Source organism: Thiomicrorhabdus sp. Kp2 (genome assembly GCF_000478585.1).
Taxonomy (GTDB): domain Bacteria; phylum Pseudomonadota; class Gammaproteobacteria; order Thiomicrospirales; family Thiomicrospiraceae; genus Thiomicrorhabdus.
In genome coordinates this window covers 1,161,732-1,178,326 of record NZ_ARWI01000001.1, presented here as the reverse complement: position 1 = coordinate 1,178,326, position 16,595 = coordinate 1,161,732, and the positions used below count along the sequence as shown (strand labels likewise).

Annotated in this window: 11 protein-coding genes; 10 read left to right on the top strand and 1 reads right to left on the bottom strand. The window is 41.2% G+C overall.

All coding sequences use genetic code 11. From position 1 onward, the window contains the following. The first annotated feature begins 139 nt into the window (after positions 1-139). The 10 genes from A379_RS05640 to A379_RS05595 all read left to right on the top strand — a co-directional run bounded on the left by A379_RS05640 (position 140) and on the right by A379_RS05595 (position 15,911). Entirely contained in the window at positions 140-1,111 is a 972-nt protein-coding gene (locus A379_RS05640; RefSeq protein ID WP_040726576.1) for an NAD(P)H-binding protein, read from the top strand. Between the two features lie 155 nt (positions 1,112-1,266). After that, positions 1,267-2,514 (top strand): multifunctional CCA addition/repair protein, encoded by a 1,248-nt coding sequence (locus A379_RS05635; protein ID WP_040726575.1) that lies wholly within the window; start codon positions 1,267-1,269, stop codon positions 2,512-2,514. A gap of 119 nt (positions 2,515-2,633) precedes the next feature. Further along, complete coding sequence (locus A379_RS05630; RefSeq protein WP_040726572.1) at positions 2,634-3,866, top strand: efflux RND transporter periplasmic adaptor subunit; 1,233 nt, start codon at positions 2,634-2,636, stop codon at positions 3,864-3,866. Next, positions 3,863-7,045, top strand: a complete 3,183-nt coding sequence (locus tag A379_RS05625; protein ID WP_081696346.1) for an efflux RND transporter permease subunit — start codon at positions 3,863-3,865, stop codon at positions 7,043-7,045. Before A379_RS05630 ends, A379_RS05625 begins: the two co-directional genes overlap by 4 nt. A 354-nt stretch (positions 7,046-7,399) precedes the next feature. Next, positions 7,400-9,388: a transketolase gene (gene tkt / locus A379_RS05620; protein ID WP_040726570.1), complete on the top strand. Its 1,989-nt coding sequence runs from the start codon at positions 7,400-7,402 to the stop codon at positions 9,386-9,388. Positions 9,389-9,505: 117 nt separating this feature from the next. After that, positions 9,506-10,504, top strand: a complete 999-nt coding sequence (gene gap / locus A379_RS05615) for a type I glyceraldehyde-3-phosphate dehydrogenase (RefSeq protein ID WP_040726568.1) — start codon at positions 9,506-9,508, stop codon at positions 10,502-10,504. A gap of 285 nt (positions 10,505-10,789) precedes the next feature. Beyond that, positions 10,790-11,971, top strand: coding sequence for a phosphoglycerate kinase (locus tag A379_RS05610; protein ID WP_040726567.1), 1,182 nt, complete (start codon positions 10,790-10,792; stop codon positions 11,969-11,971). Between the two features lie 270 nt (positions 11,972-12,241). After that, a complete protein-coding gene (pyk, locus tag A379_RS05605) occupies positions 12,242-13,684 on the top strand; it encodes a pyruvate kinase (RefSeq protein WP_040726563.1) in 1,443 nt (480 codons plus the stop codon). Positions 13,685-13,809: 125 nt separating this feature from the next. After that, a complete protein-coding gene (gene fba / locus A379_RS05600; protein ID WP_040726562.1) occupies positions 13,810-14,874 on the top strand; it encodes a class II fructose-bisphosphate aldolase in 1,065 nt (354 codons plus the stop codon). A 161-nt stretch (positions 14,875-15,035) separates the two neighbouring features. Next, complete coding sequence (locus tag A379_RS05595) at positions 15,036-15,911, top strand: tetratricopeptide repeat protein (protein WP_040726560.1); 876 nt, start codon at positions 15,036-15,038, stop codon at positions 15,909-15,911. A 70-nt stretch (positions 15,912-15,981) separates the two neighbouring features. Here A379_RS05595 and A379_RS05590 read toward each other — a convergent pair whose 3' ends face one another. Next, the gene (locus A379_RS05590; RefSeq protein WP_040726555.1) at positions 15,982-16,554 is read right to left on the bottom strand and encodes a hypothetical protein; all 573 of its coding nucleotides are present in this window, start codon (positions 16,552-16,554) and stop codon (positions 15,982-15,984) included. Positions 16,555-16,595 lie beyond the last annotated feature (41 nt).

The following is a 16,595-nucleotide window of genomic DNA, read 5'->3' as shown; positions in this document are numbered from 1 at the left end:
TAATCCTTTATTTAATTTTGCGCGTATTGTATCAAAATAGACAGGGTGAATCTGAGATTAAAACTTGACCTTGCATCAGCATTTACTTATTCTTACTCGGTTTGGTAAAAAATAATGAATGAATAATATTGGATAAAGCATGTTATTAGGAAATAAAGTCAGTGTATTTGGTGGAACAGGTTTTGTTGGAAAATCTGTTGTAAACGAATTGTCCAAAGCCGGTTACGAAGTAAAGGTTGTGGTACGACGTCCTGAGAGATTTAGAGAGTTTTTGCTTTATCCTAATGTGACTTTGCATACTTTAGAAAGCTACGATAATGCAGAGCAGCTTAAAGCGGCTGTTGAAGGTGCAAGTATTGTTGTTAATTTAACGACAGATCGTTTAACCGCTACTGAAATGGTTGAGCAAAAAGATTTGACCTCTGTGACGCAAAAAATTAAATCTGTTTCTGAGACGGCAGGGGTGAAGCGTGTTTTAAGTCTTTCACAGATTGGTGCGAATAATAATGCGCCCAATTCTGACTGGCTTGGTGAGCTAGGTGAAGTCGATAATTTGATGCACAATGTCGCTAATGCAAATGTGACCATCTTCAAACCAAGTCTGTTGATTGGAGAAGGTGATGACACTACAACACGTTTTGTAAAGCAGTTAAATCGTATGGATTTATTAATGGTGGCTAATTCAGCTACGGTTGTTCAGCCTTTGTGGATTAAAGACTTTGCCCAAGCAATGGTTTCAAGCATTAAAAAGCCTGAAACGTTTGGTAAAAAAATAGAGCTTGCAGGTGAAGAACGTTTAACGATGAAAGAGCTGGGTGAGTTGGTGGCTGAGTTGATGCAAAAAGACGCGATTGTTTTCCCAATGTGTAAACTGAATGCAAATATTATGGCCTTTTTTGGCCCCTTTGCGCCAGTAGCGTCGGTTTCAAAGTCACAGCTGTTTATGTTAAATAAAGAGATGACAAGCGATACTGACTTTGCAACCCAGTTTGGTTTTGTTCCAAGTAGTTTGGAGTGGTCGATTTCAACGTATGCCGCTCCACACGATATTCGTGAACGTTATAATTTCTACCGTAAAGAAGCGGGTAGAAACCCAAGTGAGCTAGTGTAATAAGTTAATTTAATTTGTTAACCATAGTAACCGATTTAAAAGCCGTCATTTTTGACGGCTTTTTTGTTTGAATTGATTCGTAGATTTCACCTTACATTTTCTATGTTTAGGTAGAATGGTGTTTTTAGAACTCTAGAAATAATAGGTTTTTGTAGATGCAGATATATTTAGTTGGGGGCGCGGTTAGAGATGCCATGCTAGGTAAGCAAGCTTATGATCAGGATTGGCTGGTTGTTGGCGCAACGCCTGAGGAGATGCTTGCTCAAGGTTATCAGCAGGTCGGTAAAGATTTTCCCGTTTTTTTACATCCCAAAACCAAAGAAGAATATGCATTAGCGAGAACCGAACGTAAAGTAGGCGCTGGCTACCACGGTTTTGAAGTGTTTTCAGATCCCACTGTAACGATTGAAGAGGATTTGATTCGTAGAGATTTAACGATTAATGCGATGGCACAAGATGCTGATGGCAATCTTATTGATCCCTATGCAGGCCTGGTAGATTTGGAAAATCGAATTTTGCGCCATGTGTCTGATGCGTTTTCAGAAGACCCATTAAGGGTACTGCGTGTGGCGCGTTTTGCCGCCAAACTGGCCTCTTATGGCTTTACCTTAGCAGATGAAACTAAGCGGCTTATGACTGCGATGGTGGCTTCTGGTGAGTTAAGCGATTTAACGCCTGAGCGTGTTTGGCAGGAGGTGGTTAAAGCACTTAAAACAACGAAACCCAGTGTGTTTTTTGAGGTTTTGGACAGTGTAGGAGCGGTAGAAAAGCTGTTTCCAGAACTAAGTGCATTACACGGTGTAACCCAGCCTGAAAAATATCACCCAGAAGGCGATGTGTGGATTCACACGATGATGGTTCTGGATGCCGCAGCTAAGTTGAGTGAGTGTGAAAACGTCCGTTTTGCTGCTTTAGTGCATGATTTAGGTAAAGGCATTACGCCAAAAGAATTATGGCCAAAACATACAGGCCACGAAGGGGCTGGTGTCCCTTTAGTAACCAAATTGGCGCAGCGCTATCGATTGCCAAAAAAGACTCAAATAATGGCGGAGAAAGTCACCGAGTTTCACGGTTTAATTCATCAAGGGTTAACTTCGGATGGCATGCCTCACTTAAAGCCCAAAACCTATTTAAAAGTATTGAAACATTGCGGAGCGCTGAAAGATGCAAAAAACTTTGAGTCGATTTTAGTGGCTTGTGAAGCCGATGCAAAAGGGCGTTTAGGTTTTGAAAATGTAGAATATCGCCAAAAATCATTTTGGCTTCAAGTCTTAAAAGCGGCCAATCAAATAGATAATCAGCAGATATTGGCAACGGGAGTCAAAGGGGCGGATATTTCGGTAGCGATTGAGCAAGCTAGGATTAAACAAATTAAAGATTTTCTTCAGGGTTATTCGTCGTAATCATTATTTTTAAAGTATAAAATTGGTTTTTACCAGGCCTGGTAGAATGCCTAAAACAAATTAAGATGAGACTTTATTTTTTGAAATGAGTCCTAAAATAGATAAAAGAGCAAAGTCTGATGTTGCAAAAAATGAAGCGTTTTTTAATTCCATTACTGATTGTTGCATTGTCCATTGTGGTGTTTGTGTATATGAAATCCACAAAGCCAGTGCAGAAGCCAGTAGAGATTAAAGAAAAAGTCTGGATGGTTGATACGCTAACCGCTAAATTTGAGAGCTTAGCGCCAGTGCAGACCTTGTACGGTAAGGTTGAATCTTATTCGATGGTTTCTGCTTCAGCGCCTGTAAGCGGTGTGATTGAGCAGGTCTTTGTTAAAGAGGGGCAGGCCGTCAAAAAAGGTGAGAAATTGGTCTTTTTGAGTGAGTCAGATTTGCAAATTCCTCTAGTCCAAGCCAAAGCGGATGCGGCGGATGCAAAAGCTCAGTTGGCATTGCAGAAATTAACCAACCAAGCCAATCAAAAACGTTTAGAACACGAAAGCAAGGTGCTTAAATTAAAGCAGACTGCAGTTACTCGTGCAAAACAATTAATGCAGAAAAACCTGGCGTCACAATCTTCTTTGGATATCGCCAATGAAGCTTTGGTAAGGCAAGAGTATGTGGTGGTGGGCGCTAAATTAGCAGTACAAGAAAATCAGTTGAAAATAGCTCAAGCCCAGGCGCGCCTTGAAAAAGCCCAGGCGACTTATCAGCAAGCCCAGTTGAATTTAAAGCGCGGGCAATTGGTGGCGCCTTATGATGCACGAATCGCTAAAGTGAACGTGAGTGAGGGCTCTCGTGTGAATGCGGGTGCAGTAATGGTGAGTTTTTACTCTTTAGAGAGTTTGGAATTAAGGGCTAAGTTACCTGTGGCTCAATTGCCTGTGCTTGAAAAAGCCTTACGAGAAAATGTGGCTTTAAATGCCATTTATCAATCGGCCAACAAAGAGACAGAATTGCCTCTATTGCGTTTAGCGGGTGAAGCAACCACCAGTGGGTTAGATGCGTTTTTTAAACTGCCGAGTAGTTTATTGGAGCTTAGACCTGGTGAGTTGATGGAGGTGAGTTTACGTGGTGTTGTCAAAGGCAAGGTGCTTGCAGTGCCTTACAGTGCCATTTACGGTAATAACCGACTTTACCTTGTAGAAGAGGGGCGTTTGCAATCCCATACGGTACAAATAGTGGGGGAGGTAATGCGAAATGGCCAATTATGGGCTTTAGTAAACCCCGAGTTTTCTGAAGGAGAGAAGGTCAGTATTACCCATTTACCCAATGCAACATCAGGGTTAAAAGTGGCTGAGGTGGCTAAATGAGCCAGCTAGAAAATTCAGAAAAAGATGATTTGGATATTCATCCAAAAGAGTCTAAGTTTAAATCTCGAGGCATAATTGGTGTTTTTGCACGCCATAAAGTTGCGCCGAATTTGCTGATGCTGATTATGATTCTTTCGGGAGTTGTAGCATTGATGAAGTTGAATGTTCAGTTCTTTCCTACCTTTGAATTGGATTATGCTTCGGTACGAATTGTTTGGCCAGGAGCTAATGCTCAAGATGTGGAAACCAGTATTACCGAGCCTGTTGAACGCGTTCTGAGAAATCTAGACAGTCTAGATGAGATGACCTCAACCTCTTCTTTAGGGATTTCTTCGATATCGCTAAAGTTTGAAGAGGGCACTGATATGATTGAGGCGATAGATCAAATCAATCAACGGGTAGGCGAGTTAAGGAATTTACCGCAAGACTCGCAAAAGCCTATTATTGAAAGAATCGTACGTTATGAATCCATTGCGCGGGTTTTAGTGGTTTCTGATAAGGGCAGTTTGGAGGAGCTGCGTCCAATAGTGCGGAACTTTGAGAGAGATTTACTTAACCGTGGAATTGATAAAATTAATTTCAAAGGTTTGCCAAGTGAAGAGATGGCGGTAGAAATCTCTCAGGACACTTTAGAACAGCATAATCTGACGTTAGAGTCTGTTGGTAATCAACTGGCGGGCATGAGCCGAGATTACCCTGCAGGTTCAGTGGGGGATAACGATAGTGTGCGTGACTTACGTGCCTTGGAACAAAAGCGTACCGAAATGGCGTTTAATCAAATGCCTTTAATTGTATCTGATTCACAAAATCTCTCATTGGGTGATATTGGAACCGTTGAAAGACGACCAATCAAAAACGCCCCTTTTCTAACGGTAGATGGTTCAACGGCGATTGAAATGCAGTTGATGCGTGCCGAAAGTGGCGATACCTTAAAGTCATCTGAGATTATGCAAAAGTGGGTAAATGAGGTTGAACCTCAATTGCCTCAAGGCGTTCGCTTACAGGTTTATGATGAAACTTGGTCATTAGTCAATCAACGTATTATGCTGCTTGTTAATAACGGTATTGGCGGGTTAATTCTGGTTGTTTTAATTCTGTATATTTTTCTTAATGGACGTGTGGCCTTTTGGATTGCGGTGGGGATTCCCGTTTCGTTTATGGCGACCTTAATGATTATGTATTTGGCAGGCGGCTCAATCAATATGGTGAGCTTGTTCGGTTTGATTATGGCGTTGGGGATTATTGTTGATGATGCCATCGTGGTGGGAGAGGATGCTCTAGCGCATCATGAAATGGGCGAGCCTGATTTACAAGCCGCCGAAGGTGGCGCACACCGAATGCTGGGGCCTGTTACGGCTTCATCATTGACCACCGTAGGCGCTTTTTTACCGCTTATGTTGATTGGTGGTGAAATCGGTAATATTCTGTTTGCAATTCCACTGGTCATTATTGCGGTTATTTTTGCCTCTTTAATTGAAAGTTTCACTATTTTACCAGGCCACTTGCGCCATGCCTTAAAAGGGGTAAAAAAAGCCAAAGAAGGTTCGGTTCGTTATCGTTTAGAATCGGCTATAGACCATTTTAGGCATCATCAATTTAGAAGTGTGATTCGTTGGGTCTTACATCACCGTGGTATTACCTTAGCGAGCACGCTTGCACTGATGATTTTTGTTATTGGTCTGTTAGCTGGAGGCCGTTTAGGTTTTGTATTTTTCCCGTCGCCTGAATCAACTAAATTAAATGCGGATGTCCGTTTTGTGGCGGGTACGCCCGCATCAGTAACAGCGGATTATGTTGATCAACTTTATCAGGCTCTATTGGAAACTGAAAAAGAACTTGAGCCAGGTATCTTAAAAACCGCCGTGGTTCACTATAACGAAACGACCACTCAGGCTGGGGCGAATTATGGTGCAATCAATATTCAACTTGAAGAGCCTGATTTAAGAGCCACACGAAATGCGGAGTTTGTAAAGGTTTGGCAAGAAAAGGCGGGCATGGCACCAGGCCTGGATACTTTAACCATTAGTGCGCCAAGAGCAGGGCCACCTGGGAGTGATGTCGATGTTCGTCTGTTTGGCGCTGAGCCTTTAAAACTTAAAGAAGCCGCTTTAGATTTAGAGCAAGTATTACAGCAGATACAAGGTGTTAGTGGGGTGCGTGATGACCTGCCATTTGGTCGAGATCAATTAATCTATCAGCTTACTCCTCAAGGGGAGGCGTTAGGATTTACTTATGTCTCTTTAGGTCGTCAGTTGTCGGATGCCTTTTCTGGCCGATTAGTGCAAATTTTCACTGATGGTGAAGATGAGGTTGAGGTGCGTGTGCAGTACCCAGTATCGGAACAGGTCTCTTTAGCTTCAATTAATAAAATGCAGGTGGTCTCACCTAGCGGTGAACGTGTGCCATTAAATTCAGTTGCCAGTTGGACTACTCAGCAAGGCTTTGATGCTATGCGCCATGTGGATGGGCAGCTTGCCGTTACTGTAGTGGGTGATGTTGACTCTAATGCCAATAACGCCAATCAAATACTGGAGAGTTTACAACAAACAGCGCTACCTGAGTTGGAGCGCAAATATGGTATTAGTTATACCATTGAAGGGCAGAATAAACGTCAAGCTGAAACGATGGATGATATGAAAGTCGGTTTATTGATTGGTTTGTCGATGATTTATATTGTACTGGCTTGGGTGTTTGGCTCTTATGGTTGGCCTTTGGTGGTGATGATGGCGATTCCATTTGGTTTAGTGGGGGCGATTCTAGGGCATTGGTGGATGGGCTTAGATATGACTATTTTGTCAATGTTTGGCTTTTTTGGTTTGTCGGGAATAGTGGTCAATGATTCCATTATTTTGGTGAGTTTTTATAAATCGCTGAGAGCGTCAGGCCTAGGAATTAATAAAGCGTTAGAAGAAGCGGCAGTGCAAAGAGTGCGAGCGGTAATCTTAACGTCGCTTACAACGATTGCAGGTTTAACCCCGCTCCTGTTTGAAACGTCATTACAGGCGCAGTTCTTAATTCCTATGGCAACAGCGATTGCCTTTGGTTTGATGTTTTCAACCTTTTTAATTTTGTTGGTATTGCCGGCAATGCTGTCAATTTATGAAAATTTAATGGAAAAACGTGGTAAAAATTCTATGCCTCCAGTTAATGAAGCGGACGCTGTATCTGCTGTTATGTAGCTGTCATAATAGTTTAATGACTCTTTAACCCAGGTTTAGCCTGGGTTTTTTATATTGCAAAAGCATTATTGTTTGTTTGAGTTTAAATAACTCTTTGTTCTAAATAGAGACTTTATAGTCATTTAGGTTTTGTAAAAACCGTCTTTATTTGTTTTTTTTGTTAAATAAAAGCAATCAATAGATAAGAAAACTTGATGATTTTGTCATTTTGAGAGAGAATAATCGTCCAAATTTATATTGCGGTAATTATTGAAGTCCTTATTTACTCATCAGATGATGTTGATATTAACCCTCTGAAACTTCAATAAGTTTATCCCGCAAGTACCGAATTTTTAAAATAGTTGAGGAAGTTGTATGGCAACTCGTAGAGATTTAGCAAATGCAATCCGTGCGTTAAGTATGGATGCAGTTCAAAAAGCAAATTCTGGTCACCCAGGTGCTCCAATGGGTATGGCGGATATCGCTGAAGTATTGTGGAACAGCCACATGAAATTCAATCCGACAAACTCTAAGTGGGCAGACCGCGATCGTTTTGTACTTTCAAACGGTCATGGTTCAATGCTTATGTATTCTCTATTACACCTATCTGGTTACGACCTAAGCATGGACGACATCAAACAGTTCCGTCAGCTACACGCTAAGACGGCTGGTCACCCAGAGTATGGTTATGCAGAAGGGATTGAAACGACTACAGGTCCTCTAGGTCAGGGTATTACCAACGCTGTTGGTATGGCAATCGCTGAGCGCACTTTAGCGGCACAGTTTAATAAGCCTGGTCACGAAATCGTAGATCACAACACTTATGTATTCATGGGTGATGGTTGTTTAATGGAAGGTCTTTCACACGAAGCGTGTGCAATGGCAGGTACTTTAGGTCTTGGTAAGTTAATCGCTTTCTGGGATGACAACGATATCTCTATCGATGGTAATATCGGTGACTGGATGGAAAAAGGTGTTCCTGGTCGTTTCGTATCTTATGATTGGCACGTTATTCCTAACGTTGATGGTCATGATGCTGATGCAATCAATGCAGCAATCGAAGAAGCTAAGAAAGTAACTGATAAGCCTACTTTAATCTGTACTAAGACGGTAATCGGTTTCGGTTCTCCTAACAAGTGTGGTACTTACTCTTGTCACGGTGCACCTTTAGGTGACGACGAGATTGATTTAGTTCGTAAAGAACTAGGTTGGACTGCAGCTCCGTTTGAAATTCCTGAAGATATCTATGCTGGTTGGGATCATAAAGCACAAGGCGCTAAAGATGAAGCGGCTTGGAATGAGAAGTTTGCAGCTTATAAAGCGGCTTACCCAGCTGAAGCAGCTGAGTTTGTTCGTCGTATGTCTGGTGAATTACCAGCTAACTTTGAAATGGATATGGATGCGTTCATCGCTAAGACTCAAGCAGAGATGCCTAAGTTAGCTTCTCGTCAAGCTTCACAGAAAACAATCGAAGAGCTAGGTAACTTATTACCAGAGATGTTCGGTGGTTCTGCTGACTTAACAGGTTCTAACTTAACTAACTGGTCTAAGATGGTTAAGGTAAACAAAGAAAACGCGAACGGTAACTACCTGTCTTGGGGTGTTCGTGAATTCGGTATGGCTCACATGATGAACGGTATGGTTCTTCACGGTGGTTTCAAAGTATTCGGTGGAACATTCTTCATGTTTATGGAGTTTATGAGAAACGCGCTAAGAATGTCTGCATTGATGAAAATCGGTACTATCTATGTTTACACTCATGACTCTATCGGTCTAGGTGAAGATGGTCCTACTCACCAGCCTGTTGAGCAGTTAGCGACAATGCGTGTTATCCCTAACTTCCAAACTTGGCGTGGTTGTGATGCGGTTGAGTCGGCAGTTTCTTGGAAACGTGCCATCATGCGTAGTGACGCACCAACGGCATTAGTATTCTCTCGTCAGGCTCTTGAGCCAATGGAGCGTACACCTGAGCAAGTTAAGAACATCGAAAAAGGTGGTTATGTACTTAAAGATACTGCTGGTACGCCAGATATTATCTTTATCGCTACAGGTTCTGAAGTGGGTCTAGCGGTTGAAGCGGCTGAAGCAATGGAGGAAAACGTTCGTATCGTTTCTATGCCTTGTACTGATGCTTATGATGAGCAAGATCAAGCGTATAAAGATTCTGTACTTATTCCAGGTGTTAAGCGTGTTGCAATCGAAGCGGGTGTGGCTGACGGTTGGTATAAATACGTTGGTCTTGAGGGTGGTACAGTTTGTATGACTACTTTCGGTGAATCAGCACCAGCTGACGAGCTATTCAAAGAGTTCGGTTTCACAGTAGAGAACGTTGTTGCTACAGCGAAAAAAGTATTAGGTAAATAATCCATTAGCCATCTTTTAATGATGGCTAAGTTGTTTACTAGATAAATCTTTAAATTTTTTATTAAGTCAGGCCTGGTAATTATTTAGCAGGCCTGGTAACAATTGGAGTAAAACTCAATGACTATTAAAGTTGGTATTAACGGTTTCGGCCGTATCGGTCGTATGGCTTTCCGTGCAGCAGCACAAGATTTTCAAAACATCGAAGTTGTTGCAATCAATGACTTACTAGATCCTGAATACCTAGCATACATGCTAAAGTATGATTCAGTACACGGACGTTTTGACGGTGAAGTTGAAGTTAAAGACGGAAACCTAGTTGTTAACGGTAAGACTATCCGTATCACAGCTGAGCGTAACCCAGCTGACCTAGCTTGGTCTGATGTAGGTGCTGACCTAGTTATCGAATGTACTGGTTTCTTCCTAACTGAAGAATCTTGTCAAGCACACATCGAAGCGGGTGCTAAGAAAGTAGTTCAGTCTGCTCCTTCTAAAGATCACACTCCAATGTTCGTATATGGTGTTAACCATAACGAATATAAAGGTGAAGCAATCGTTTCTGCGGCTTCTTGTACAACTAACGGTCTAGCTCCTGTTGCTAAAGTACTTAACGACAACTTCGGTATCAAACGTGGTCTTATGACTACTGTTCACGCTGCAACAGCTACTCAGAAAACTGTTGATGGTCCTTCAATGAAAGACTGGCGTGGTGGTCGTGGTATTCTTGAGAATATCATTCCATCTTCAACGGGTGCGGCTAAAGCGGTAGGTGTTGTTCTTCCAGAACTTAACGGTAAATTAACTGGTATGGCTTTCCGTGTACCTACTTCTGACGTTTCTGTTGTTGACTTAACAGTTGAACTAAACAAAGAAGCTTCATACGAAGATATTTGTGCAGCAATGAAGAAAGCTTCTGAAGGTGAAATGGCAGGTGTATTAGGTTACACAGAAGAAGCGAACGTTTCTACTGATTTCCGTGGTGATTCTCACCCATCTATCTTCGACGCTAAAGCAGGTATCGCTCTAGATTCTACTTTCGTTAAAGTGGTTGCTTGGTACGATAACGAGTACGGCTATACATGCAACATGATGAGAGTAGTAGAGCACGTAGGCAAGTAATGGTTTTGTGAGTTCATTAGCACTGGTACTTCTGCGTTAGTTGTCGGTTGTGTGCCATTTGCACACGCCCTCCGCCAGCCTTGAATTACCAGCACCACTGAACTCACAAATTCCATTCTTGTTGCTTTACAGCAACTCTTATTGTTATTAATTTGGAGGGAGTTATCTCTCCAAATTAAATTTTCTTGTTTGTATTTGGTTTTTTCTGAGTATAAAAAAGTAAATTTAATTGTTAATCGAATGCTGTTACATTTCTGTAAACAGCCTTAAACTTGAGGACTCAACATGTCTGTAATTAAGATGTCTGATCTAGATTTAGCTGGTAAACGCGTATTGATTCGTGAAGACCTTAACGTTCCAGTTAAAGACGGTAAAGTAACTTCTGATGCGCGTATCCGTGCTTCATTACCTACAATCAAAATGGCAGCTGACGCTGGTGCTAAGGTAATGCTAATGTCTCACCTTGGACGTCCTACTGAAGGTGAATATGAAGAAGAGTTCTCTCTTGCTCCTGTTGCGGCTGATCTTTCAGCTAAACTAGGTAAAGAAGTTCGTCTTGTTAAAGATTACCTAGATGGTGGTTTTGATGTCGCTGACGGTGAAGTGGTTCTTTTAGAAAACGTTCGTTTCAACGTTGGTGAGAAGAAAAACACTGAAGAATTATCTAAAAAATACGCAGCACTTTGTGATGTTTATGTAATGGATGCTTTCGGTACGGCTCACCGTGCTCAAGCTTCTACTCATGGTGCAGGTGCATATGCTGATACGGCTTGTGCAGGTCCTTTATTGGCAGCAGAATTAGATGCTCTAGGTAAGGCTTTACATAACCCAGCTCGTCCAATGGTTGCGATTGTTGGTGGTTCTAAAGTTTCTACTAAGTTAACGGTTCTTGAGTCACTTTCTGAGAAAGTTGATCAGTTAGTTGTAGGTGGTGGTATTGCTAACACGTTCATCGAAGCGGCAGGTTATAACGTTGGTAAATCACTTTCTGAAACGGACCTAGTCCCTACTTGTAAGAAACTAAACGAAATCATGGAAGCACGTGGTGCGGCGATTCCTTTAGCTTCTGACGTTGTTTGTGGTAAAGAATTCTCTGAGTCTGCAGCTGCAGAAACTAAAAATGTTTCTGAAGTTTCTGATGACGATATGATTTTCGATATCGGTCCTGATTCAGCGGCTGAACTAGCGGAAATCATCAAAAACGCGGGAACTGTTGTATGGAACGGTCCAGTAGGTGTTTTCGAATTCGATCAGTTTGGTGAAGGAACTAAAGCGATCTCTATGGCGATTGCGGAATCTTCAGCTTTCTCTATCGCAGGTGGTGGTGATACTTTAGCGGCTATCGATAAGTACAACATTGCAGATAAAGTTTCTTACATCTCTACGGGTGGCGGTGCTTTCTTGGAATTCTTAGAAGGTAAAGAGCTACCAGCAGTTACTATGTTAGAAGCTGCAGCTGCAAAATAATTCGTTTTACGAATAAGTTACCAGGCCTGGTAAGGTTGAATCTACCAGGCCTGGTAAAACTAAACGATTCAAAGGCTTTGAGTCGTTTTAATTTTATTGTCATATAACTTTGTTAGATTAAAAAGGTTCACTAAAGAGGGTGACTCGGTAAATAACACTTTAGACACCTCAGCCAAAAGATTGGCTGTTAAGTTAGGTCGGAGTTTATTTTGCGAGACATCTTTTTTGGACACTAACAAGTTCAAATTTTTATAAGGTAGAAAAAACAAAATGCCAAGTGGTTTAAGAAGAACAAAAATTGTTGCAACTTTAGGTCCTGCTACGGATCGTGAAGGTGAATTAGAAAAAATTATTAAAGCAGGTGTAGACGTTGTACGTATCAATATGTCTCACGGTAATCCTCAAGAACATATCGAACGTGCTCAAGCGGTTCGTGATATCGCTGAAAAGTTCGATAGACAAGTGGGTGTTCTCGTTGACCTTCAAGGGCCTAAAATTCGTATTGCACGATTTGCGGATGACAAAGTTTTCTTACAGGCAGGTGATAAATTTGCATTTGATAACGGGGTAGGTAATAACGACGGTAATCAACATGAAGTTGGTTTGACCTACAAAAACCTACCTTATGATGTAAAGCCTGGTGATAAGTTACTGCTTGACGATGGCCGCTTGGTTTTTCAAGTAGATAATGTAGAAGGTGAGCGTGTTAATACCACCACGATTGTGGGTGGTGCTCTATCTAACAACAAGGGTATTAACCTTGCTGGTGGTGGTTTATCGGCCGCGGCTCTAACGGATAAAGATAAAGAAGACATTATTACGGCAGCTGAAATTAATGCAGATTATCTAGCATTGTCTTTCCCACGTTCTGCAGAAGATGTTGAATATTGCCGCTCTTTAGCTTCTAAAGCAGGCTTGAACTGTAGCATTGTTTCTAAAGTAGAACGTGCGGAAGCGGTTGCAGACGATGCGACTCTTGACGGTATTATCCTAGCTTCTGACGTTATCATGATTGCTCGTGGTGACTTAGGTGTAGAAGTCGGTGATGCACAATTACCTGCATTACAGAAAAAAATGATCAAACGTGCTCGTCAGCTTAACCGTGTCACTATTACGGCTACACAGATGATGGAAACGATGATTGATAATGCTATCCCTACTCGTGCAGAAGTATTTGACGTAGCTAATGCGGTAATGGATGGTACAGATGCGGTTATGCTTTCTGGTGAAACAGCAACTGGACATTCTCCAAGTTTGGTTATTGAAACCATGGGAAATATCTGTCGTGAAGCAGAGAAGTCACGCACTTCTCGTGAATCTACTCACCGTATTGATGAATCATTCACGGCGGTGGATGAAACCATTGCAATGGCAACTATGTATGCGGCTAACCACTTTGATGTGAAATGTATTGCAGCGTTAACTGAATCAGGTAACACGGCATTATTGATGTCACGTATCAGTTCAGGTATGCCGATTATTGCAATGACACCGCACTTGGATACACGTCGTAAAGTAACTCTTTTCCGTGGTGTATATCCATCAAGCCTGACTTATGATGGTTTAAATGATGAAGAAGTCAAAGCATCGATTATGGATCGCATTAAAGAATTTGGTATCGCTAAATCTGGTGATCTTATTCTTATGACTCGTGGTGAAGTTAATGGCACTATGGGTGGAACAAACAAAATGGAAATTGTAAAACTTCCATAATTTTAAGCTTTGTTAGAAGCACTCAACTAAAGAGATTTTGAGTGAATTCAAATTGGCGAGTTTATGAAAAGCTTGTTAAAATACAAAGATAACTTTTTTGAAAACCAACTAGAGGAGTCTCGCACATGGCGATGATTACACTTCGTGAATTAATGGACTACGCAGCAGAAAATAACTTCGGTATGCCTGCGTTTAACGTAAACAACATGGAACAAGTTCGTGCCATCATGCGCGCTGCTGACGCTGTAGATTCTCCAGTAATCCTTCAGGGTTCTGCAGGTGCACGTAAGTACGCTGGTGAGCCAATGCTTCGTCACATGATCGCTGCTGCGGTTGAAATGTTCCCTAACGTTCCAGTTGTAATGCACCAGGATCACGGTTCTGATGTTGGCGTATGTCTACGTGCAATCCAGTCTGGTTTCACATCTGTAATGATGGATGGTTCTTTAGAAGCTGATATGAAGACTCCTGCTTCTTATGAGTACAATGCGGGTATCACTGCTGAAGTGGTTAAAATCGCTCACGCTGGTGGTGTTTCTGTTGAAGGTGAACTAGGGTGCCTAGGTTCATTGGAAACTGGAATGATGGGTGAAGAAGATGGTCACGGTTCTGACGAGAAGTTAGATATGCATAGCCTATTAACGGATCCTGAAGAAGCGGCACAGTTTGTTAAAGATACTAACGTTGACTGTTTAGCAGTTGCGGTTGGTACTTCTCACGGTGCTTACAAGTTTACTTCTAAGCCTTCTGATGATGTACTAAAAATTGACCAAATCAAAAAAATCCACGAGCGTATTCCTGATACTCACATCGTAATGCACGGTTCTTCTTCTGTTCCTGAAGAGTGGTTAGAAATCATCAACAACTACGGTGGTGATATGGGTCAAACTTATGGTGTTCCTGTTGAAGCAATCGTTGAAGGTATTAAATATGGTGTTCGTAAAGTAAACATCGATACTGACTTACGTATGGCTTCTACTGGTGCAATCCGTAAGCACCTTTCAGAAAATACGTCTAACTTCGATCCTCGTAAATTCTACAATGCGGCAGAAAATGCGATGATGGAAATCTGTAAAGCACGTTTTGAAGCATTTGGTTGTGCTGGTCACGGTTCTAAAATCAAGTCACTTGGTTTAGAAGAGATGCAAGCCCGTTACGCTTCTGGTTCATTAAACCAAACTGTTAAATAATAACCGTTAGTTATGAATTGATTAAAGGCCCGCTTCATGCGGGCTTTTTTGTATCTAGGGTTTATTACAGGAATGGTTTATAAAGAACATAACGGCATGTAATAGTTCCGTTTAAAAGCACTGTTATAATAGGATAAATAATTCGTTACACAGGTACCAAAATGAGTAGTAATCAAGTATTAAACTTTGAAATTTCTCAAAGTAACTTTAATTCAGTTGTTTTAATGAATTCGTATAAGCTTCCTGTTTTCACTCTTTTTATGAGTCCGAGTTTGGGTATGTGTATTCAGTTAGAAAACCTGCTTACTAACTTTGCAGAGGACTTTGCAGGGCAGTTTCTATTGGCACGTGTAGATATTGATATGGAAACAGATTTACGTGAGCAATATGAGATTGTTAATGTACCAACTTTAAAAGTATTTAAAGATGGAGAGATGGTTCATCAAGAAGTTGGATTGCTTGAAGAAGCTGAATTGGCCGCCTTATTAAAATCCTACGGTATTTATAAGGCATCAGATGAGATGCGTGAACAAGCTAAGACAAGTCATTTAAATGGAGATACTGCAGGGGCGATTAAGTTACTGACTGAAGCGATTCAGAGCGATCCTAGCAATACGCGTGTCGCGTTAGATATGATTCAAATATTGCTCGACATAAATGAACTTACAGAAGCGAAATCGCTGTTTAATCGTTTACCAGACAAAGATAAAAATTCAGAAATCGGCAAGGCGATTATAGGGCAAATGACATTTAAGGATTTAGCGACCAAGACACCAGGCCTGGTAAGTCTGCTAAAAACAGTTGAAGAGACCCCAGAAGATTATGAAGCTCGGCTTTATTTAGCAGTATGTTATGTTGCTGAACATGCGTATGAAGAGGCATTAGATCAAGTGTTTGAGATATTGGAAAACGACCGTGGATTTAAAGAGGGGGCTGCCCAAGAGCTTACCATCACGATTATTAATATGTTAGAAGGCAGTCAGCCTGAACTCGCAAAAGATGCCCGTAGGGTTTTGAGTAATTTATTAGCTCAATAAAAGTTATTCAGTTATGTTAGAAACAAAAAAGGGCGGTTAAACCGCCCTTTTTTGTGGAAATATGACAAAACTATAACGAACCTGAATAAGAACTGGTATCTTCTACTTCCATATCAGCGCTACTAAAACGGCAAACGTTAACACTGATATAGTCATCATAAGCACTACCTGAGCTGACCCAGTTTTTTACTTTGTTTTCGACAGCTTGCGGCAATAACTTTTCATTCAAAACATAGCAAAAGCCATATTTGAATCTAGGGCTTTCATTGGTTTCGACAATCACTTCACTGCCTTCAACAAAAAGCTTAACAATGGCTTCTTGTCCTGGCATGGTAACAAAGGCATTTGCACCATGTTCTTTAACAAGGTTCATTAACTGGTTATTAAAGTGCATTTTACTGATTGGGTTGTATTGATAGTACTCTTGAATTAAATCATTAGAGCGCTCGATTAGTGATGCTTTAAGCGCATCTGAAGAGTCAAACGTTTCATCACCCATTTCAAAAATAACATAAGCTTGCTGAGATTTTCCAAGGGTCAGAGCTTTATCTTCAAAGACAATTAGAGCGGCGCCATCAATAATGGCTTGATAGTTTTCATCTGGAAACTCATTTAAAGCTTGTTTAAACTGTTCTGCGTTCATTGTTTAATCCTAATTAATTGCACTATTTGCAATGTATTCTA

What these genes read in the sequence shown, in the direction of transcription:
- tkt (WP_040726570.1), top strand. Translation starts at nt 7,400, where the DNA reads ATGGCAACTCGTAGAGATTTAGCAAATGCAATCCGTGCGTTAAGTATG.
- fba (WP_040726562.1), top strand. Translation starts at nt 13,810, where the DNA reads ATGGCGATGATTACACTTCGTGAATTAATGGACTACGCAGCAGAAAAT.
- A379_RS05625 (WP_081696346.1), top strand. Translation starts at nt 3,863, where the DNA reads ATGAGCCAGCTAGAAAATTCAGAAAAAGATGATTTGGATATTCATCCA.
- A379_RS05610 (WP_040726567.1), top strand. Translation starts at nt 10,790, where the DNA reads ATGTCTGTAATTAAGATGTCTGATCTAGATTTAGCTGGTAAACGCGTA.
- A379_RS05630 (WP_040726572.1), top strand. Translation starts at nt 2,634, where the DNA reads ATGTTGCAAAAAATGAAGCGTTTTTTAATTCCATTACTGATTGTTGCA.
- gap (WP_040726568.1), top strand. Translation starts at nt 9,506, where the DNA reads ATGACTATTAAAGTTGGTATTAACGGTTTCGGCCGTATCGGTCGTATG.
- A379_RS05635 (WP_040726575.1), top strand. Translation starts at nt 1,267, where the DNA reads ATGCAGATATATTTAGTTGGGGGCGCGGTTAGAGATGCCATGCTAGGT.
- A379_RS05640 (WP_040726576.1), top strand. Translation starts at nt 140, where the DNA reads ATGTTATTAGGAAATAAAGTCAGTGTATTTGGTGGAACAGGTTTTGTT.
- A379_RS05590 (WP_040726555.1), bottom strand. Translation starts at nt 16,554, where the DNA reads ATGAACGCAGAACAGTTTAAACAAGCTTTAAATGAGTTTCCAGATGAA.
- A379_RS05595 (WP_040726560.1), top strand. Translation starts at nt 15,036, where the DNA reads ATGAGTAGTAATCAAGTATTAAACTTTGAAATTTCTCAAAGTAACTTT.
- pyk (WP_040726563.1), top strand. Translation starts at nt 12,242, where the DNA reads ATGCCAAGTGGTTTAAGAAGAACAAAAATTGTTGCAACTTTAGGTCCT.